This is a genomic window from Nitrospira sp., assembly GCA_024998565.1.
Classification (GTDB): Bacteria; Nitrospirota; Nitrospiria; order Nitrospirales; family Nitrospiraceae; genus Nitrospira_A.
Map to the genome: position 1 here is coordinate 33,540 of JACOEM010000007.1, position 20,168 is coordinate 53,707.

The following is a 20,168-nucleotide window of genomic DNA, read 5'->3' on the forward strand; positions in this document are numbered from 1 at the left end:
GGCAGACGGTCAGCGAACGGTGAGTTCGGCCTTGTTCCGGGTTTCGCGTTTGGGTTGAGTCTGCGGGGTGCTCTTCACGGCTCGAAGTTCCTTGTCCTTCGTTTCCAACTGCGTGCGCATCGATTCCAGGTCTCTTCGCAGGGCGCTGATCTTGGCGTCCTTTCGGGCCATCGCCTCCCGCGCGTCCTGCAACTCCTGAAGCGTTTCGGTCAATCGTTCATCCTCGGCGGAAGAGGCTTTCACCGCAGGGGATGCCGGGACTGTCGGCTGCGCCGGGGGTATGTTCTTAGCCGGTGCTTCTTCCGGCACCGAAGCGACGACCATTCGGGGTGCCGCGGCTTGGATCGGCTGGGGCGCCGGCGCCGCGATCGTTGCCGCGACCGCCGGGGCCGGTTCTGGATTCTTGGCAAACAGCCTGTAGTCGATGGCGAGAGATTTGAGCGCCTGCCGGCCCTGCGCAATCGCCGGCAATGCCTGCTCGATTTTTCCGGCTGATTCCGGCGTGATGCTCACGATGCGAGCCGGTCGCCCGCTGTTGAACAGGGAAGACTCGACTTTCGCCAGTGTGCCGTGATGCTCGGTCACGGTGAGATACAACCGTTCGTTTTGAACGTAAAGGGTGCCCGCGGTGGGTTCAGAGCCTGACCCTGCCGATGAGGATAGACGGAAAGCGACCACATATTCGGGTTGCGCTTGAGACAACGCTTGGGCTAGCAGGGGAGCAAGATAGTGCACGTCCTCATCGCTGAACACTGTCATCGGCTTGCTGCCATCCACGGGCAGATTCGAGAGATCCATCTGTGCGTCCGAGATCATCACCCCACGCAGCAGGTTATCGAGGGTAGCAAGATCGATGGTGCTGGGGTGGCTGGCCTCAAATTCCCAATCGGCGACTTCTTCGAGCCGGATAGAACCCTGGGGTTGCGCAGCGGCCTTCTGTTGAACGGTGGCGGCGGTCGATGAGCAACCGGCAGCCATGGCTCCCAACAGGGTCAACCCGAGGAGTCCGGAGTTCAGGGTCTTGGTGAAAGGAGTGCGGGAGCCGTGAATTCGCATGGCGGTCATCCTTCTCGGCTGGTCGATGCGGTGCGAACGGAGGCGGCGCGGCTTCAGGACGAAGGCGCGTCGGAACGAATCGGGACTACCAGATTCCCAGGCCCATCATCACCACGCCGAGGGCCATCCACCCGAAGACTCCGACGGCGATAATGGTTTCCAGGCTCATGCCCCGCGGGGCCTCTTCTGCATGACTCTGGGCGATGTCTTTCTTCATGATGCGAAATCCTCTGGGGCCGGGTCGGTGGTTGATGAACCTGGTTAATTGTGGACGCCAGAATGGACCAAGCAAGGGCTATGCCCTCTTTCCATGGACTTCGGGGACCCTAGTGGTAACTCCCCGGAGAGTCGATCGTTGTTGTGGATGCGGCTGATGCGATGTGATGAATCGCGGCGAAAGATGCCGTCTAAGCTATTGAAGTTTCAAGGCGGTGAAGTCGCTCCATTGAGATGGAAGTGATGGTGAGCCGGCACGCGAGCCAGACCCTGGAGACGGCGAGAGGCGCGGATGCCTGCGCTATTCGCGTCAGTCTGACGAGTGCGGGTGTCTAAAAATTGGCAACTGTTGTTCAGGACTGGGCAAGAATGTCGCCGTTCGGCGGCAATCTTCGGTCTTTCGTAGACCTCTCGCCCGCGTCCTATCGACTGTGGTGGTCTGCCGGGTGACGAGTTGTGCGGAGTGCGGGAACAATTCACGCGGGTATCGCTGAGGGCCCGCGTCGCCCCATCAAGACTGCGGCGCTTCCGTCGAGAATAGTGACCGGTTGAATGCTGCCGAGTAAGGCCGGTGCATCGCTCTTGTTCCAAATGACGTACACGCCGGTATCGGTGCGGCCCATCCATTGATCGCTGGAGCGTTTGGAGTCGCCTTCGACCATCACCGGGAGGGTCTGTCCGATCAACTCCCGATTGAGCCGCGCGGTAATGGGGCGCTGCAGGTCCACCAGGCGGCTGACCCGTTCGCCCTTCACGGCCTCCGGCACGTCGTCCGGGAACTTCCTCGCCGCGATGGTATTTTTCCGCTCCGAATACTTGAACACATAGGCCGAGTGATACTGCACCTCCTCGACGACCCGATAGGTATCCAGAAATTCCTCCTCGGTTTCCGAGCAAAAGCCACAGATGATATCGGTGGTGAGGGCGATCCCGGGATGGCGGTGCCGAATGTGCGCCGCCAGATCGAGGTACTCTTTCCGGCTGTAGGTGCGGTTCATGAGTTCCAGGATGCGGTCGTTGCCGGATTGCAGGGGCAGATGGATATGTTTGCAGATGTTCGGATGGCCGGCGACGGCATCCAGTAACGCAGGGGGAAAGTCTTTCGGGTGCGGAGAGGTAAAGCGGACCCGCGTGACTCCCGGCACCTCGGCGACCGCAAGGATGAGGCGGGCAAAGTCCCAATCCTCATACCGGTAACTGTTCACGTTCTGTCCGAGCAGCGTGATCTGCGTATGACCGGTGGCGACCGACGCCTCGACCTCGCGGAGGATCCCCTGAGGATCACGTGACCGTTCGCGTCCTCGCGTGTAGGGCACCACGCAGAAGCTGCAAAAGTTGTCGCAACCGCGCATGATGGCGATCCAGGCATTGCTGCTGCCGTCGCGCTCGGGGAGGATGTCGTCGTAGGTTTCATATTCGGACAGATCCACGGCCATGCCCCGTCGCACCAGGCCCTGTTCTTCCGCATTCAGCGCATTCGTCAATAGTCCCGGCAACTGCCGGTATCCGTCCGGGCCGACGAGCACATCTACCAGCGGTTGTTTCTCCGTCAGCTCTTCCTTGAGGTTTTGCGCCATGCAGCCGAGCACCCCGACGACCAGCGGGCGCTGTTCCTTCACCGCCTTCAACTCGGCGAGATGGCCGTAGACCTTGTTATGCGCATTCTCACGGATGGCGCAGGTGTTCATGAGCATGACATCGGCGCGCTCGCGATCCTCGGTAAACTCGAATCCTGCTTTGCGGAGCAATGAGCGAACGAGTTCCGAATCGTACTCGTTCATCTGGCAACCGAAGGTTTCGATATGGACGGTATGGGGCTTGTTGGGTTGTGTCATAAAAGTGGCCTATGCGAGGGCGCTAAGACTGTGGCGACCGGCCGGCCATAGGCCAGCCCGTCCATGATGCCGGTGATGGTGACCTGGTGGATCGAGCCGGCCTCGACGGCATCGGCCGCGACCGCCACCCGGGTGAAGTTGGCTGTGGTGCCCGTGCGAAATCCATCGCGTTCCCCCTGTTCGAAGAGGACGGGGAGGGTGCGGCCGATCTGTTGCTGATAAAAAGCCAGCGCTTTCGTCCGTGACAGTTCCGCCAGGGCCTTGCTGCGTTGCCGGATGACGGCAGGCGGAATCTGGTCCTCCAGTCGCGCAGCTGCCGTACCCGGCCGCGCCGAATAACTGAAGACATGGAAATAGGAGAAGGGGAGTCGCTCGACTGTCCGGACCGTATTCGCGAACGCCAGTTCGTCTTCGCCGGGAAATCCGACCATGAGATCGGTTCCCAACCCGAGGTCAGGCATCAGCCCCAAGGCCTGCTCGACCAGCTCCTCATATTCGCGAACGGCATAACGCCGGTTCATCGCCTGCAGGATTTCATCGTCGCCGCTTTGCAGGGGAAGGTGCAGGTAATGACACAGTTTCGTGGAGCCGGCCATGTGCTCCAGCAAGGCAGCAGGGACGGTCGTGGGTTCGATCGAGGAAATCCTGATCCTGGTAACCTCATGAATCGCTTCAAGTTCTTGTAAGAGATCAACCAGCTCGAGACCCTGATACGAGTATCGGCCGATGTTGACGCCGGTGAGCACGAGTTCCCGGTAGCCATGGGCGGCGAGTTCCCGGGCTTCCCGCAAGACATCCTCGGCGGTCCGGCTGCGCTCACGCCCGCGCGCGAACGGGATCAGGCAAAAGCTGCACATGAAATCGCAGCCGTCCTGAATCTTCAGCAGGGCGCGGGTTGAGTCGGAATAGGCGGTGCCGGGCAGGACGAAGTCTTCGCGATCGATCGTACGGCTGTGGCGGAGTTCCGGTTCCGGCTGTTTCCGGAGTTTGGCCGGCGCCGGGAGATAATCGGGGAGATTCATTTTGAACTGGGTGCCGACGATCAGGTCGATGCCGGGTACCTTCTGGAGCTGCGCGGCGCCGGTCTGGGCATAACAGCCCGTGACCGCGACGAAGGCATGCGGCGAGTGGCGCAAGGTTTTGCGAACGGCATAGCGGCAATCTTTTTCGGCATTCTCCGTCACCGAGCAGGTGTTCAAGACGAGCAGGTCCGTCTCCTTGCCGAACTCTACCAGCTGATACCCCCGGCGTGCCAGGGTATCGGCTAACATGGAGGTCTCGGATTGGCTGAGGCGGCAACCCAATGTATGGAGTGATGCGCGTGGCATGCCGGTGGACATCGTGTGCGATTATAAGAGCGCGCACCTTCGATCGGCAAGGTGACGAGGCCCCGAAAAAGTCGGTGGAGCGCTTGAACGGGGTATAGCTGGGTGGTAGCATGAACCACATTCGCTGTATCATGGCCTCGATCTGCTTTCTGAACCATGACGAACCTTCGTGTTGCCGCCAGTCTTCTGCTCATTGTGCTGCTCTTGCTTCCGGCTACCTCCGCCTGGTCACAGGATCCGCTTCCTATCGAGCCTGACCTGAATAGCCGCCTCGATGAACTGTACGACCATGAGTCGCGACTGTTCATCATGCTCTATTCGCTGCATGGCGATGGAAAGGTCGACTATATTACGGGTCGTTCCGTGCAGGAGTATACGAGGAGCAATTACGGGAATCCGGTCTATTACACCGAGCAGTACCCGCTGTTTTATTGGTGGGACCACACGATGTTCAACGATCCGGATCAGGACGGGGTGAACGGAAACGAGCGCGTTTACCAGGAGAACATCGAGTTCGATATCGCCCGGTATAAGCCCTGCCTCTTCAACGGACAGCCCTGCTAGCCCGGACAATTCACGAATACCTGCTGCGTCGTCCGATCCTCTCGCCCGCCGAGGCTGTTCTCGTTCGGCCTCCTCGACCGACTGCCAGTACGCCTGCGTCGGCCTTACGTGCGAGCAGCCTCGGCGGGCTTCCGTCTCGAACGCCTCGCGACGGCATTCATGAATAGTCCGGGCTAGGCCAGGCTGTTGAGAAAGACCGCCAGATGAAAACGTTCGAGCGATACATTAATCTTTCGTGAAGCCTCTCTCGTTTCTTCTGACTGGATTCAGCCATCCTCTGCGCGTGTTACCTTGCACTCATTCGAACACCAAGACCTGACAGGGGGCGCGATGCAGCACTGCATGGGAGACGCTGCCCAGGACGAATCGGGTGAGGCCCTGCCTGGCGCGCGACCCCACCATGATCAGGTCTACTCCCAACTTTTCCGCCTCATGGAGAATCATCGTCACCGGGGTTCCCAGGACGCTTGCGCTCCGGGTGGTATATCCGAGTGTCCGAAGCTCGTTACCCACTCCATCCACGAAGTCACGGGCATGTCTAAGGGCCTGCGCCTCCAGTTTTTCCGCTGCCGAGTCGTCAACGGGCCAGGGCGGACGGGTGGGGGGGAGCACTGCCAGGAGATGGATGTTGACCGGCTCATGGAAGGGTTGCTTCCGGAGAAATCGCAGCGCCGCCTCGGCGTCCGATTGTCCTTCCAGCGGCAGCAAGATCTGTTTCAAGTCGCGGAGCGAGCCCTGCAGGATCAGTTTGGCGCAGGGAGCGAGGCTCAACACACGATGGGAGACGCTTCCCAATAGACGTTCCTTCACCGGTCCCAGTCCCCTGGCTCCCATGACAATGAGCTCCAGCTGGCGTGATTCAGCCGTCGCGACGATCATTTCCGCCGGGGATCCCAAGGCCAGTTGTTTAGTGACCGGGCCGCTGTGGGGCGGGAGCAATGAATGGATCCTGGTCAACAACTGCTCGCCATCCTCCTTCATGCTGCGTTCCAGTTGCGAATACAGTTCCTGGGCGACTTCCGGGACCATCATCGGGTAAGCGGGTCGGGGAGCATCGACGACATGGAGCAGGGTCAGCTCATCCGGCCGGCGCAGGTATTTCAGCGCCCGCACGGCTTCATAGGAGTGATCGGATCCATCGACGGCCAAGAGCACTTTCATGATCGAGACTCCTTTGTTGCGTGCGCGTCCGGTTGGAGATATCGCTGGAACCAGCGGAGCGCTTCCCGGGCGACCTGCTCCAGCGTGCCCGGTTCCTCGAATAAATGACTGGCTCCCGGGACAATCACCAGCTCTTTCCGGCAGGTCAGTTGCGTGAGCGCGTCCTGATTCATCTCGATCACGGGACCGTCGTCTCCGCCGACAAGCAAAAGCGTCGGGGCGGTGACCCGACTCAGATAGGGGCCGGCCAGGTCGGGCCGTCCGCCGCGCGACACGATGGCGCCGACCACCCGGGGTTCACGAGCAGCTGCCTGGAGTGCCGCACCGGCGCCCGTGCTGGCGCCGAAATACCCGACCTGGAGGCCGGCTGTCTGGCGGTGCGCCTGTAACCAACGTTCTGCCAGCAGCAGCCGGTCGGCGAGGAGGTCGATGTCGAAGACTTTGCGGCGATCGTCGGCCTCATCCGGGGTGAGGAGGTCCATCAGCAACGTCGCAAAGCCTCCCGTTTCCAGATGGCGGGCGACGAACTGATTGCGAGGACTGAAACGTCCGCTGCCGCTGCCGTGGGCAAAGGCGATGACGCCCTTCGGGTGCGCAGGGAGACCCAGGATTCCATCGAGCGTGATGCCGTCATGACTGATGCTGACCTGGAAGATGCTCTCCGATTCCATGGATGGCTGTGGATCCTATCGGTTCATGCCCTTAGGGTCGCGGAACGTGAACCTTAGCGACCGTTAGTGACAATCGGTCGGACAGAAGAAGATCAAATACAGGGCGACTGCTGCTCCCACCAGGACAGCTCCGAACAACAGCCATTGCGCTTTCGACATGGTTCAGTCCTCTTGAATGCTGATGGAGCAAGAGGAATGCCATCCGAGCATCGGCACAGGGGTGGACGGCAAAGGGAGGTCTACGCGCCTGTAGCTGATGGCACGATAGGAGAAATCTCCGTCATCATGTGCTATTTGCTACAAGCCATAAGCTCGTTGTTGCTCTGTGGCGTTCCGCTACAGAACTTGAGGGATGGCTGTAGCAGGACACCCCCCCAAATAACCTATAAGAGCATGGGGCGCATGACCGATGGCCATTATGTCGGCGAAATCCTCTGTTCCGTGAGCCATGAGCCATATGCCACCCGCTCCCTTCTGCATGGCATCGGCCTTGCTGATGATCGGTGGTGGATGCAGGAGTATTGCGCGGAGGTGTAATGGCCGATCGTCTGTTTACGAAAATCCTCGTGCCGGTGGATTTTTCTCCCTGCTCCGAAGAAGCTTTCCGGCTTGCGCTTTCGTTTGCAAAATCGTATCAAGCGGAAGTGCTCCTGCTGCATGTCGTCGATACCAAGAGTTTGGACGCGCTGAATCGCCTCGGGCTGGCCCCTGCCACTGAAGCCGCGAAACAGAAAAAGCAGTTGCATCATTTCGCCCGTCTCAATGCCCGGCAACTGCTGGCCCGAGACGACGCGAAGGGGGTGACCATCCGCCGGGTGCTTGCGGACGGCTCCCCCTTCGAGGAAATTGCGCGTACGGCTCGGGTGGAGGGGGTCGATTTGGTGGTCATGGGAAGTTACGGGGGCGCGATCGGCGGGGTCGATAAGATTTTCTTCGGCAGCACGGCGGAGAAGGTTGTCCGGACGGCCGGTTGTCCGGTGCTGACCGTGCCGCTTCCCACGAAACGGGCCAAAGTGAAAACGGGCAAGAGTCTATAAAGGAGGTCATTTATGGGTGTGAGGAAGGTGTCGGGCTTGTTGAGCGGAGGACGGGTCTGGCTGGCGGCTTGTTTTGTCCTGGCCCTCTGTTCGCAGGGTGGCGCGCAGGCGGAGCAGCGGATCGAAGTGACGATCAAGGACTCCGTGTTTGTCACCAAACAGGTGCCGCTCCGGCTGGGGGTGGCGACGGTCATTGCCATCGTCAATCAGGATCAGGTGCGCCACGATTTTGGGTCGACCATGTTCGACGGCATTCCGACGCGCGTCGAGTCCGGCGGGATCGTGTCGTATGGCAAGCAGATCGGCGGATTGTTTTTGGATGCGAAGAAAGAAGCCGTCGTTCGCTTCACCATGGAGCGGCCGGGCCGGCATGAGTTCCGCTGTTCCATTCATCCGAACATGAAGGGCGAACTGCTCCTGTTGAACGTGGAGGCGGTCTAAGTTATGACCCTGATCAAGCGAGTGCTCTTTGCCACGGATTTTTCGGCCTGTGCGGATCGGGCTATGGGGTATGCCTTGGCGATGGCGTCGGCCTGGAAGGCGGAGCTCTGTGTGATGACGGTCCTGGAGCTCTATCCGGGGATGGATCCGGACTATACCGTCAACAAGATGTACCTGGATCACTTGCGCGCCGAGGCCAGCCGTCAGCTGGCGGGGGTGGAGGCACGCGCCAAGGTGGCCGGACAGCCGGTGACGGTGCGCATTGAAACCGGCATTCCGAGCCAGGCGGTCCAGACGGTCGCCCACACTATTGGCGCGGACCTGCTGGTGGTCGGTACGCATGGGCGCACCGGGTTGGACCATGTCCTGATCGGCAGCACGGCGGAGCGGGTCGTCCGTATGGCGCCTTGCCCGGTCCTGGCGGTGAAGGCCGACAAGGGCGGTGTGGCTGTCCCCGCGATGGCGAATATCAAACGAATCGTGGTGCCCATCGATCTCTCGGCCTGTTCGCTGGATGCGTTGGAATATGCCGTCCAGTTTGCCAAACCGTTCGGAGCGTCGATCACGATTTTACATGCCATGGAGCCGGTGGCGTATGGATTGGATTTCAGTCTGAGTCATGCCAAGGAGTGGAAGGAGCAGCGGACTTATCTGGAGAAACGCCTTACCGTGCTGGTCGCCTGTGTGCAGGCGCAGGGGCTTCAAGTCGATCATGTCTTGAAACCGGGACTGCCCGCAGATTCGATCGCATCCTATGTCACCCAGCAAGGGTACGATTTGATGATCATGGGGACGCATGGACGGCGTGGCATCTCCCATGTCCTCGTCGGCAGCATTGCCGGCGCGATGCTGCGCCACGCGCCCTGTCCTGTGCTCACGGTGCGTCAGTTCAATTTCGGCGCGGACTACCACCGTGTCGTGCCTCTCGGGGAAGCATAATCAGTCGGGATGTCGTAAAGGAGTCTCCCCATGAAGCCCAAAGTGAAAAAGCCGTCCGCTCCGCAATCGAAGGCTCGGGTAGTCCGGCCCTCCGTGACGAATCCGATCGAGCTGCCGGAAGGCATGTGGGAACGGATCAATCAGAAAGCCTTTGAGTTGTGGCGAGATCGGGGATGCCGGGAAGGGCACGCGCTTCAGGATTGGCTGGATGCGGAAGCGGCCGTCATGGAGGAGATTCATGAAGCTCGCGAATGAACGGGTCCTCGGGCGATCGGTGCCGGTGACGAAGGAACTGGACATCATACTGATGCGGCTGGATCGGTTGTCCATGACGCCGGGGTTTGCCCAGCAGCGGCGGATTGCCTTCACGCGCGCGTTGCAAGTGTATGTTGAGCTGGGTAACCAGGCTCCCCTGTCCCCGTTGCCGGAAGAAGTCGGGCTGGCCGATTTGCTGCTCTATGCAGACTTCTACCCGGAAGACGGCCAGCTGACCCTGATCGAGCAGCTGCGTGATGTCATCACTGAACACATTCCCGAGGAGGAGCGGGTGTGGCTGGATCCGCTCAAACATTCCTACATGGATCTCGTCGAATTGCTGCCGCAGGAGATCGGAAAGATACGGCGGAGTCTACGGTCGATCGGAAACGGGCGCGTATACGAGGTGCCGGCCGACAGCCTCGGACCGGACGCAGAAAGCGGACAGGTGTTGTTCACGAGGCTCGTTCGGGAGCCGGGTGATCCTGAAAGTGCTTTGGCTGTGCCGGCTGGGCCGGTCTTGATGTTGTCGGCGGAGGATGCCAAGGCCCTCTACGAGACGACCGGTGAAGAACGTCGAGAGATGGAGGTCGTCGGTGGCTCATTCGAGCTGGGCGACTGGCCGGAATTCGCCAAACGGTTCGGGCATCTGCTGTTGCGGAATTTCGCGCGCATGCGCTTAGCGGCGCTGGTCGAGGCGGTGAGCGAGATTCGGTATCGGACCACTGCGGGCGCCCCCTACTTCTACGTCATGGCCCTGTACGAACATCACGAGTTCACGTTTATCGCCGGAGGGATGGCTGAGCTGGAGGGGTGGAAAGAGGAGGCTCCGGTTCGTTCCGCCGGTGCGACGGGTTCAGGAAAGCTTCGGCGCTTCGTTCAGGGGAACAATGAGGCAGAGGCGGGAGCAAGCCCGACGGCTAGGGTGACCGTGACGGCGACGGAACTGTTTCTCGAATGTGACTCACGGGAGCGGCTCGATACGGTCAAACATAGTCTGGCGGCCGCCTTCGGGTTTTCGTTGCACTTCCGCGGTGAAGCGGTTCAACCGCCGATGCGCCAGGTGACGCAGGCGGAGTTGTCCGCCGCAGAGCCGTTGACGGTGGTGGTCACGGATGAAGAAGATCGCACCTTGATGAATGCCTTTCTGGAAACCGTCTATCTCGAGTGGGCCGACCGTGAGTCTCCCGCAGTCGGCGGTGAAACTCCTCGCCATGTGATGACGACCCAGACCGGGCGCACTCAGGTGGCGGCGCTGATCGACGAGATGGAACGGAATGATTTCGGGCTCCTTCGGAGCGGTATCCCGGCCTTCGATTACAACAAGCTCCGCGCACATGTGGGGCTCTGCTGACGTTGATTCGTGAAGCGTATCTCGGCAGGCAGCCGAGCGGATAGCTGATGGCGGGAAAGTACAGCGTATGGCTCATGGATGAAGGTAGAGCGCCGCGCGTTACCATCGGTCCCAACTATTCGCCATAAGCAATACGCTATTGGCTCCCGTTCCGCATTGAGATACGAGCGACGAGATACGAAATGCGTGGACCGAGCGCACCTATGTATGAGCAGGTGAAGTCCATTCTCGCGAAGGTTCGCAGTGAGCCGCCCAATGTTCTCAAGGCATTGCTGGCCCTGCAGGAGCAACTCGGGCATGTGCCGACAGAAGCGGTGTCGGAGATCGCCCATGCGTTGGGCGCTACCACCGCGCAAGTCGCCGGGGTGCTTTCCTATTATCCCGATTTACGCCTGACGCATCCGGGCCGGCACCTGATCCGTGTCTGCATGGGGGAATCGTGCTACGCCAACGGCTGCGGACGGCTGCTGCGGGAATTGCAGGATCGTCTCCGTGTGGACGTGGGCGAAACTGCCGCGGGCGGAAAGTTTACCCTCGATACCATGTCTTGTGCCGGCAACTGCGCGGTGTCCCCGACGATCATGATCGATCGCGACCTCTATGGCCGCCTGCTGCCCTCGCAGCTTGATACGTTGCTGGAGCGGTACAAGTAACATGCGTACGGTCACCAGACTCTACCTGTCCAACGATACGTCGGCGAGGGCCGCGGGAGCGGGTGTGCTGGCCGATGCCTGGTCGGAACATCCCGAGGTCCAACTCATTCGCATCTCCTCGCGCGGCGCGTTCTTTCTGGAACCGATGGTGGAACGCGATAGCCCCGCCGGCCGCGTCGCCTGGTTCAATGTCACAGCCCAGGATCTACCGCTCATTCTCTCCGGCACAGACGGCACTCCGGTGCGATCCCTTCCTTTTCTTGCCCAGCAAACCAGGTTCACATTTGCCAACTTCGGCGAGACGGAGCCCTTGGCGCTCGATGAATATCAGGCGCGCGGCGGCCTGTCCGGCCTGGAGACGGCCTTACGGATCGGTCCGGATGCGATCATCGAAGAACTGCGGGTGTCGCAGTTGCGTGGCCGTGGCGGCGCGGCCTTTCCGGTCTGGAACAAGTGGAAGGTGGCGCAACAGGCCAGGGCCGACCAAAAGTATGTGGTCGCCAACGCCGACGAAGGCGACGCGGGAACCTACTGCGACCGGATGATTCTGGAAGGCGATCCGTTCCGGTTGCTCGAGGGCATGTTGATCTGCGCCAGGGCCATCGGGGCCGGCCGCGGATACGTGTACTGCCGGCAGGAGTATCCGGCGGCTGCAAAGACGTTGCGGGCGGCCATCCAGAAGGCGGATGAAGCGGAGTTGTTGGAGTTGGACGGCGAACCGTTTCCGATCGAAGTGGTGGAAGGTGCCGGGTCCTATGTCTGTGGAGAGGAAACGGCGCTCCTGGAATCGCTGGAAGGGAAGCGGGGTGTGGTACGGGCGAGACCTCCCTATCCGGCGCAGTCCGGCTTGTATGGGCGACCGACCATCGTCAGCAACGTGCTGACCTTTGCGACGATCCCGAACATCCTTTCGCGCGGCGGCGCCTGGCATGCGGCGCTCGGCACGGAGCAGTCCCGCGGCACCATGGCATTACAACTCGGCGGGCGGGTGAAACATCCCGGGTTGGTCGAGGTGCCGTTCGGATTGAGTCTGCATCAGGTTTTGGAGCAATTCGGCGGCGGCATGGCGCCCGGATCGCGCTTCAAGGCCGTGCAGGTGGGGGGACCGCTCGGAAGTCTCTTTCCGGCCTCCCAGATGGACATTCCCATTTGTTACGACGCCTTTGCGAAGGCCGGCGCGGTGTTGGGGCACGGCGGCATCGTCGTCTACGATCATGAGACCGACATGGTCGATCTGGCGCGGCATTTTATGGCGTTTACCGCCGACGAATCCTGCGGGAAATGTACGCCCTGCCGCATCGGATCGGTGCGGGGTCGTGAAATTCTCGAACGGATTCAGGCCGGGAGCGGCACCATCGAGGACCTGTCGCTGCTTCACGATCTGGGCGACACGATGAAGGTCGCCAGTCTCTGTGCCCTCGGTGGGCGGGCACCCTATCCGGTGCTGACGGCAATCGAACATTTTCCGGCTGAGTTTCGAGCGAAGCTAAGGACGTGAAACGTCAGGCGTGAAACGTCAAATGCGAAAGATGAAACGCCTCTCGTGAAGCGCTGTTCACGAGCTACGAGAGACGAATGACGAGATACGGAGCTAGCCAGGTGAAGTTGGAAATTAATGGGCGTCTGGTGCTGGCGTCTTCGGGAGACACGATTTACGGCGCGGCGAAAAAGGCCGGGATTGCCATTCCCGGGCTCTGCTCGTCGGACCATTTGGCTCCGTTCGGCTCCTGTCGCCTCTGCCTCTGCGAGGTTGAGGGCCAGAACGGCTTGCCTGCCGCCTGCACGACTCCGGTGCGCGAGGGCATGGTGGTCCACACGGAGAGCGAGCGGCTGAACCGGCTCCGACGGAACATCGTCGAACTCTATTTGTCCGAGCAACCGGCCGGGGAGCGGGCTCCGGAATCCCTGCAATGGTTGGCCAAGTCGCTGGGACTCCGGCAGGTCCGGTATCCGCAGCCTTCCCACCGGGAGGATGTGGTCGATCGATCCAATCCCTTTTTCACCTTTGACAATGCGGCCTGTATTTCCTGCGCCCGCTGCGTGCGCGCCTGCGACGAAATTCAAGGGACTCATGCGCTGACCATGCTCGATCGCGGCTTCGCGAGCCGGCCGGTCGCGGGGGCTGCGGCGTTAGTCGGGGAGGCAGCCGGGTTTGCGTCCTCGAACTGCGTCTCCTGCGGTGCCTGCGTGAAAGAATGTCCCACCGGGGCCCTGATGGAAAAAACCGTCGTCGAGCAGGGGCCGCCCGAGCGGACTGTGCGTACTACATGCGCCTATTGCGGTGTCGGCTGCGCGTTCGACGCCGGAGTGCGCGACGGCAACGTCGTGAGCATGGTGCCTGCCGATGACGGCCCGTCCAATCAGGGGCATGCCTGCATGAAGGGGCGATTCGGCTGGACGTACAACTATGCGCCGGACCGCTTGCGCGTGCCGTTGCTCCGGCAGGGCAACAAGTGGGTGGAGATTTCCTGGCCGGATGCGTTGGACCGCATCGCACACGAGTGGGGTCGTCTGAAAGACACCTATGGGCCCGATGCGCTGGCGACGATTTCATCGAGCCGCGGCACGAATGAAGAAAATTATCTGTTCGGGAAATTCATGCGCTGCGTAGTCGGCAGCAACCATATCGACAACTGCGCGCGAGTCTGCCACAGCGCCACCGTGACCGGCATGATGGACACGATCGGCGCGTCGGCGGCGACCAATTCCATTGAGGATCTGGATCTGGCGAAGTTGATCCTCGTGGTCGGGGCCAACCCCACGGAATCGCATCCGGTGGTCGGCGCGCGTATCAAACAGGCCGTACGGCGCGGCGCCGCACTGATCGTGATCGATCCCCGGCGCACCGAACTGGCCCGCCTCGCGGATCTCCACCTGCAAATGCATCCCGGCACGAACGTGGCGCTCTTGAACGGACTTGGGCATATCATCGTAAAGGAAGGCCTGATCGATCAGGGGTTTGTGGGCGACCGTACGCAGGGCGTTGAAGAGTGGGTGAGGGGGGTAGAGTCCTGCACGCCGGAGGTCACATCGAAGGTCACCGGGGTTCCGGCTCATCTGATTGCCGAAGCGGCGCGCCGGTATGCCACGAGCGGCGGATCGATGGCGGTGCATGGTCTGGGCATGACCGAACATCGCTGGGGAAGCCATGGCGTGATGGCGCTCGTGAATCTGGCGCTCGCCACCGGCAATATCGGCAAGCCGGGCACCGGCATCAACCCGTTACGGGGGCAGAACAATGTGCAGGGTGCCTGCGATGTCGGATCGTTGCCGACCTACTTTGCCGGTTATCAACCGTTCGACAATCCCGAACTGGCGGCTGCGCATCTGGCTATCACGGGGCGACCTTTGCCGACGATGCGTGGGATGAAGACGCCGGCCATGTGGGATGCGGCGCTGGCCGGCACACTCAAGAGCCTCTGGATCATCGGGTATGACGTGGCCCAGACAGACCCCAATTTGAAAAAGGTACATGCGGCGCTCAAGAATCTGGAGTTCCTCATCGTGCAGGACCTGTTTCTCAGCGAAACGGCGAAGCTGGCCCATCTGGTGATTCCGGGCGCCTCCTTCCTGGAGAAAGACGGGACGTTCACTAATCTGGAGCGGCGTATCCAGCGCATCAGAAAAGCGGTAGAACCACCGGACGGCGTCCTGCCCGATTGGCAGGTGGTTTGTGAAGTCTCCGCGCGGATGGGCTATCCCATGTGGTACGGACATCCGTCCGCCATCATGGATGAGATTGCGCAGCTGGCACCGATGTTTGCCGGCGTTTCGTATGACCGTTTGGAGGCGGCGGAAGGGCTGCAGTGGCCGGTGCCGTCAAAGGAGCATCCCGGCACCTCGTTGATGCACGAGCGATCGTTTCCAAAAGGGAAGGCGCAGTTTGTGGCGGTCGATTATCTGCCGCCGGGGGAGTCGCCGACGGAGACCTATCCGCTGGTGCTTATCACCGGGCGTATTCTGCAGCATTACAATTGCGGCGCCCAGACCAGACGGACGGGAATCATGCAGGTGGTCGATACTGATGTGTTGGAAATACACGCCTCCGACGCGGCGCGGTTGGATCTGCACGATGGCGACATCGTCCGGCTCGTGAGCGCACGCGGCGAAGCCAAACTGCCCGTCATGGTCAGCGACCGGGTGCAATCGGGGGAACTGTTCACGAGTTTTCACTTCCCCGACACGGATCTGAACGTCTTGCTCTCCTCCAGTGCCGATGAGACTTCGAAATGCCCGGAGTACAAAGTCTCGACGGTGCGAATCGAGAAAGTGCTGACGGCTGGAGCTTCCTCCACCCCTATGCATGTGATGTTGATCACATGACCACAGAGCCCACTCCTGCCGCCGCCAATCCTGTTGCCGACGCCTATCCTCCTCCTGAGATTGCGGCGCGTGTCTGCAAGGTGGGGCTCGCCAAGGTCACCACCTCTGTGCCGACCATGATCGCGTTAGCCGTGCTGGCAGGCGCGTTTATTTCGTTGGGTGCGCTCTTCTATACCGTGACGATGACGTCCGGGAAAAGCGGTCCGGCGCTGCCGTTCGGACTGTTGCGTGTGGCGGGAGGGGTGACATTTAGTCTGGGACTCGTGCTGGTGGTCGTGGGAGGTGCGGAACTCTTCACTGGGAATAACCTTATCGCCATGGCTTGGGCCGTTGGTTGTGTGCAGACGCGGCAGGTGGTGAGGAATTGGGTATGGGTGTATCTGGGGAACCTGCTCGGCGCCGGCGGGACGGCGATGCTGGTCCTGCTCGCGGGCGTGCAGACATTGGCAGACGGGGCTGTCGGGGAAACCATGGTTCAGATCGCGCGCAGCAAAATCGCGCTGGATCCGGTTTCGGCCTTTGCCCGCGGGATCCTGTGCAACGTGCTGGTCTGTCTCGCGGTCTGGTTGTGTATGGGAGCGCGGAGCGTGGCGGATAAAATCCTCGCCATTGTGTTCCCGATCACGGCCTTTGTGGCCTGTGGCTTTGAACATTCCGTGGCCAACATGTTTTTTCTGCCGCTGGGCATCGCACTGGCCGCCGGTGGGGTCGCACCCTTGTCCGTCATGGATGCCGTGACCAACCTATTGTTGGTGACCATCGGCAACATCATCGGCGGAACGGTCCTGGTCGCGCTGGTCTATTGGTTTGTGTACCTCCGGGCGGAGCCTGCCTCATAACGTACTTCGCTTAAAATTCTCGATTCTGATGCGCAGGAGATGCGTGGCGGTGGTATGCTGCACCTCGTGATCTCCCGGTCTCCTTCAATCTCATGAACAGAGCGACCCTGCGCGCCGTTCTCACTCCACGTCTCGGCATCATGCTGCCCCTGGGGTTTGCCTCCGGGTTGCCGCTGGCCCTCACGGGTGGAACGCTGCAAGCCTGGCTCACCGAGGCTGGCCTGGATCTGACCACGATCGGCCTGTTCGCCTACGTCGGCCTTCCCTATACGTTGAAATTTCTCTGGGCCCCGGTGATGGATCGCATCGTGCCGCCCTGGCTCGGGCACCGCCGTGGTTGGATGATCGTCACGCAGACGGGTCTTGCACTGGCACTGACGCTAATGGCCTTCATCGGTCCAGGCTCGGGCGCCCAGATCTTTGCCGCATTAGCACTGGGTGTCGCCTTTCTCTCTGCTTCACAAGATATCGTCTTCGATGCCTATCGCACTGACTTGTTGAAACCGGATGAGCGAGGGTTGGGCGCGGCCACCTGGGTGATGGGGTATCGCGTCGCGATGATGGCGTCCGGTTCACTGGCATTGATCGTTGCGGCGCGTCTGGGATGGTCCTCAGCCTATCTCTGCATGGCCGGGTTGATGGCGCTCGGAATTGTCACGATCTTAATGATCCCGGAACCGGAGGCGGCGAGGGCGGCCCCGCAGTCGATGTCGGAGGCGGTCTGGGGACCACTGTCTGAATTTTTGTCTCGCCCCATGGCGCTGGCGTTGCTGGGGTTGATCGTCCTCTACAAACTGGGCGACGCCTTTGCCGGCGCATTGACGACTTCGTTCCTGCTGCGCGGGATGGCATTTTCGTCGGAAGACATCGGCCTGGTTCGGGCATTCGGTATCGGTGCGACGATTCTGGGCGCGTTCATCGGCGGCGGCCTGATGCCGCAGTTAGGCCTCTTTCGTTCGCTGATGGTCTTCGGGCTGTTACAGGCGCTGTCGAACCTGTCGTTCTTGTGGCTGGCCTGGGTGGGGAAGAGCTACGCCGTGATGGCGTTCGCAGTCGGATTTGAGAACCTCACCGGCGGCATGGGCACGGCGGCCTTCGTGGCGCTGGTTATGTCGCTCTGCAATCACCGCTATACGGCGACTCAGTTCGCGCTACTGTCTTCGGTTGAAGCCCTCGGACGGGTTTTTCTCGGCTGGCCCGCTGCGAAGCTGGTAGGGCTCGCCGGGTGGGGACCCTTCTTCTTCGTGACCTTTCTCGCCGCGCTGCCAGGCTTATGGGTGCTGTGGGTGCTCCGCAAGCCGGTGACGCAGCATGCGGAGTTGAATGCAGGGAGAGAGGGAACTGAGGTTCCCGGCTGACAGCTCGACACTGCGATCAGCATAGGGATCGGCAGGTTATTACGGTGCCCCCTCCTACTTCACCTTCCTCTGTAAAAACAACATAAACAGCATCAGGGTCGGGAGGGGTGCCAGCGCGAACGGCAGCAGCCAGAGCAACACGTTCTTCCCCCGCATGCGGGCCTGATCGAACATCCAGATAAAGATCCACACGAGCAGGCCGATGTAATTCATGGCCATCCAGCGGGTGGTGTGAATCTTCAACCCGCTGGCTGATTCCGGCTCTCCCTGAATGCTCAGGTTCCTTAGCTGTTAGCTGACGGATCATTGAGGCACGGATTGAACCATGCACTGAATATATGTACACTGTACGCATGGGTGATATCCGTTTTGAATGGGATGAGAAGAAGAACCGACAGAATATTCGAAAGCACGGTGTCTCGTTCGAGGAGGCACAGTCTGTGTTCCTCGACGACCATGCGCTGCGATTCTACGACCCGGATCACTCGAAAGACGAAGATCGATTTCTCATGCTGGGCCTGAGTTTCACGCTACGCATCCTGGTCGTCTGCCACTGCTATCGAGAACGTGACGCTGTCATCCGGATTATTTCAGCTAGAAAAGCGACAAGACAGGAGGGCGAGCATTATGAGAGGTGACGTATGAGGGCGGAATATGATTTTTCAAAGATGAAGGGGCAGCGCAATCCGTACCGCGGGCAACTGAAGCAACCCATCACCATTCGGTTGGATAAATCGACTGTGGCCTATTTCAAGGGGTTGGCCGACGAAATCGGCATCCCATACCAGAATCTCATCAATTTGTATCTGCGAGATTGCGCGCTGAATCAGAAGAAACTTGATCTGAGGTGGGCATCGTAAATCAGAATGACCTTGGGCACGTGCGAACCGAGCTCACGGTCAAGGAGCAGTTGTCCCTCACCGACTGTGTACGTAGCGAGCCCTTCCATACTGTAGCGGGATGCTGGAAACCGTATTGGTGTTGAAATGGGGAAGGGAGGTTCCCTCTGGGTTCAGACCAGCACAATTTCAGCATCCTGTTCCTACTTCACCTTCCTCTGTAAAAACAAAATGAACAGCATCAGGGTCGGGAGGGGTGCCAGCGCGAACGGCAGCAGCCAGAGCAACACGTTTTTCCCCCGCACGCGGGCTTGATCGAACATCCAGATAAAGACCCACACCAGCAGGCCGATGTAGTTCACGGCCATCCAGCGGGTGGTGTGAATCTTCAAGCCGCTGGCTGATTCCGGCTCTCCCTGAATGAGAAAGACTCCGATCAGCAGGACGAACCCTGCCAGGAGGGCTGTCACCAGGCGTTTACTCCACACGAACATAGGGGCTCCTTCCGTTACCGTCGAACCAGTGCGATCGAATCAGCCGGTCCGGATCATTCATGCATGCCGCCGCGAGGCGTTAAGACCGAAGCCTGCCGAGGCTGCTCTCAAGTCCGGGTGAGGGTTCCATTCCTCAGAAATCGGGCGTAAGCTAAACGGATGGGGTCCAGTCTGTCAAACCGCGGGGCTGTGGGTCCGACGGAGATGTAGCCTGCGCGTACTGCTCCCGACAAGGGACATGATGAGTAACCTGAAATTGGCCGGGTTGGTGGCAGGCCTTCTGATCGCCGTCGGGCTGGCGGCGACCAATCCGACGATGGATGCCTATGTGCATTTTGTCGAAGCCCGCCTGTTGGCTGAAATCGAAAAGATGGACCAATCGGGGCCGCGCCACGATCGCGACCTTATTCAGGCCGTCTTTCGCGCGCAAGGCCCCAAACTGGTGGAGGGCGTCGTTCGGCCGAACACCACGAGAAACAACTGGGGCTTGCTCAGTCTGTTCGAGACCAATGTGCTGGATCAACCGGTGTTGGTGCTGGGTGTGGCCGGTCGATTTGTGCCCTTGCGAGGGGTCGAGGAGGCGACGTTGAAGGTCGGTCGGTTGGCTTTTTAAGCTGTGCCAGAAATTTTCTCGCCTCCCTGTAGAAAACCTCCTTCCACAGCCTCCGGATCGCTGTGGATAACTCTGTGAAAAATGACTAAAAGCAGCATCAAATCTAGCGGAGACGCTATCACCAGCTTATCCCCATTAATCACAGGTGTGCCACAACATTTTGTTTGACAAAAAAATGGGATCACTATATCT

General features: G+C 60.3%; 21 protein-coding genes. 14 read left to right on the plus strand and 7 right to left on the minus strand.

The window, feature by feature from the left end; genetic code table 11:
• Window positions 1-9: 9 nt before the first annotated feature.
• The 3 genes from H8K11_12325 to mtaB all read right to left on the minus strand — a co-directional run bounded on the left by H8K11_12325 (window position 10) and on the right by mtaB (window position 4,435).
• A complete protein-coding gene (locus tag H8K11_12325; protein ID MCS6264533.1) occupies window positions 10-1,056 on the minus strand; it encodes a hypothetical protein in 1,047 nt (348 codons plus the stop codon).
• 692 nt (window positions 1,057-1,748) lie between these two features.
• Window positions 1,749-3,107, minus strand: a complete 1,359-nt coding sequence (gene miaB / locus H8K11_12330) for a tRNA (N6-isopentenyl adenosine(37)-C2)-methylthiotransferase MiaB (protein ID MCS6264534.1) — start codon at window positions 3,105-3,107, stop codon at window positions 1,749-1,751.
• A complete protein-coding gene (gene mtaB / locus H8K11_12335) occupies window positions 3,104-4,435 on the minus strand; it encodes a tRNA (N(6)-L-threonylcarbamoyladenosine(37)-C(2))-methylthiotransferase MtaB (protein ID MCS6264535.1) in 1,332 nt (443 codons plus the stop codon). Before mtaB ends, miaB begins: the two co-directional genes overlap by 4 nt.
• Window positions 4,436-4,591: 156 nt before the next feature.
• Between mtaB and H8K11_12340 the strand changes: the two genes are divergently transcribed.
• A complete protein-coding gene (locus tag H8K11_12340) occupies window positions 4,592-4,999 on the plus strand; it encodes a hypothetical protein (protein MCS6264536.1) in 408 nt (135 codons plus the stop codon).
• A 297-nt stretch (window positions 5,000-5,296) separates the two neighbouring features.
• Here H8K11_12340 and H8K11_12345 read toward each other — a convergent pair whose 3' ends face one another.
• Together H8K11_12345 and H8K11_12350 are read right to left on the minus strand one after the other, a co-directional pair.
• On the minus strand, window positions 5,297-6,160 hold the full coding sequence (locus H8K11_12345; GenBank protein MCS6264537.1) for a universal stress protein: 864 nt from the start codon (window positions 6,158-6,160) through the stop codon (window positions 5,297-5,299).
• A complete protein-coding gene (locus tag H8K11_12350) occupies window positions 6,157-6,831 on the minus strand; it encodes a dienelactone hydrolase family protein (GenBank protein MCS6264538.1) in 675 nt (224 codons plus the stop codon). Before H8K11_12350 ends, H8K11_12345 begins: the two co-directional genes overlap by 4 nt.
• A gap of 536 nt (window positions 6,832-7,367) precedes the next feature.
• Here H8K11_12350 and H8K11_12355 point away from each other — a divergent pair.
• The 10 genes from H8K11_12355 (at window position 7,368) to H8K11_12400 (ending at window position 18,030) form a co-directional block, all read left to right on the plus strand.
• Entirely contained in the window at window positions 7,368-7,868 is a 501-nt protein-coding gene (locus H8K11_12355; protein ID MCS6264539.1) for a universal stress protein, read from the plus strand.
• 12 nt (window positions 7,869-7,880) lie between these two features.
• Complete coding sequence (locus H8K11_12360) at window positions 7,881-8,309, plus strand: cupredoxin domain-containing protein (GenBank protein ID MCS6264540.1); 429 nt, start codon at window positions 7,881-7,883, stop codon at window positions 8,307-8,309.
• 3 nt (window positions 8,310-8,312) lie between these two features.
• Complete coding sequence (locus H8K11_12365) at window positions 8,313-9,248, plus strand: universal stress protein (protein MCS6264541.1); 936 nt, start codon at window positions 8,313-8,315, stop codon at window positions 9,246-9,248.
• Window positions 9,249-9,278: 30 nt separating this feature from the next.
• Complete coding sequence (locus tag H8K11_12370) at window positions 9,279-9,503, plus strand: DUF2934 domain-containing protein (GenBank protein MCS6264542.1); 225 nt, start codon at window positions 9,279-9,281, stop codon at window positions 9,501-9,503.
• Window positions 9,487-10,857 carry a hypothetical protein gene (locus H8K11_12375; GenBank protein MCS6264543.1) on the plus strand — a complete coding sequence of 457 codons (1,371 nt, stop codon included), beginning with the start codon at window positions 9,487-9,489 and terminating at the stop codon, window positions 10,855-10,857. The genes H8K11_12370 and H8K11_12375 overlap by 17 nt, the downstream gene beginning before the upstream one ends.
• A gap of 182 nt (window positions 10,858-11,039) precedes the next feature.
• Window positions 11,040-11,510 (plus strand): NAD(P)H-dependent oxidoreductase subunit E, encoded by a 471-nt coding sequence (locus H8K11_12380; GenBank protein MCS6264544.1) that lies wholly within the window; start codon window positions 11,040-11,042, stop codon window positions 11,508-11,510.
• 1 nt (window position 11,511) lies between these two features.
• Window positions 11,512-13,008: an SLBB domain-containing protein gene (locus tag H8K11_12385; GenBank protein ID MCS6264545.1), complete on the plus strand. Its 1,497-nt coding sequence runs from the start codon at window positions 11,512-11,514 to the stop codon at window positions 13,006-13,008.
• Between the two features lie 101 nt (window positions 13,009-13,109).
• A complete protein-coding gene (fdhF, locus tag H8K11_12390; GenBank protein ID MCS6264546.1) occupies window positions 13,110-15,833 on the plus strand; it encodes a formate dehydrogenase subunit alpha in 2,724 nt (907 codons plus the stop codon).
• A complete protein-coding gene (locus H8K11_12395) occupies window positions 15,830-16,672 on the plus strand; it encodes a formate/nitrite transporter family protein (GenBank protein MCS6264547.1) in 843 nt (280 codons plus the stop codon). Before fdhF ends, H8K11_12395 begins: the two co-directional genes overlap by 4 nt.
• Window positions 16,673-16,764: 92 nt before the next feature.
• On the plus strand, window positions 16,765-18,030 hold the full coding sequence (locus H8K11_12400; GenBank protein ID MCS6264548.1) for an MFS transporter: 1,266 nt from the start codon (window positions 16,765-16,767) through the stop codon (window positions 18,028-18,030).
• Between the two features lie 54 nt (window positions 18,031-18,084).
• Here H8K11_12400 and H8K11_12405 read toward each other — a convergent pair whose 3' ends face one another.
• Window positions 18,085-18,273, minus strand: coding sequence for a hypothetical protein (locus H8K11_12405; protein ID MCS6264549.1), 189 nt, complete (start codon window positions 18,271-18,273; stop codon window positions 18,085-18,087).
• A gap of 110 nt (window positions 18,274-18,383) precedes the next feature.
• On the opposite strand from H8K11_12405, the gene H8K11_12410 reads away from it, so the two are divergent.
• Together H8K11_12410 and H8K11_12415 are read left to right on the plus strand one after the other, a co-directional pair.
• Window positions 18,384-18,668, plus strand: coding sequence for a BrnT family toxin (locus H8K11_12410; GenBank protein MCS6264550.1), 285 nt, complete (start codon window positions 18,384-18,386; stop codon window positions 18,666-18,668).
• 3 nt (window positions 18,669-18,671) lie between these two features.
• On the plus strand, window positions 18,672-18,890 hold the full coding sequence (locus H8K11_12415; protein MCS6264551.1) for a BrnA antitoxin family protein: 219 nt from the start codon (window positions 18,672-18,674) through the stop codon (window positions 18,888-18,890).
• A gap of 182 nt (window positions 18,891-19,072) precedes the next feature.
• Here the strand turns inward: H8K11_12415 and H8K11_12420 are convergent, their stop codons facing one another.
• Window positions 19,073-19,363, minus strand: a complete 291-nt coding sequence (locus tag H8K11_12420) for a hypothetical protein (GenBank protein ID MCS6264552.1) — start codon at window positions 19,361-19,363, stop codon at window positions 19,073-19,075.
• A 238-nt stretch (window positions 19,364-19,601) separates the two neighbouring features.
• Here H8K11_12420 and H8K11_12425 point away from each other — a divergent pair, with 238 nt between their 5' ends.
• Complete coding sequence (locus H8K11_12425) at window positions 19,602-19,976, plus strand: DUF4359 domain-containing protein (GenBank protein MCS6264553.1); 375 nt, start codon at window positions 19,602-19,604, stop codon at window positions 19,974-19,976.
• Window positions 19,977-20,168 lie beyond the last annotated feature (192 nt).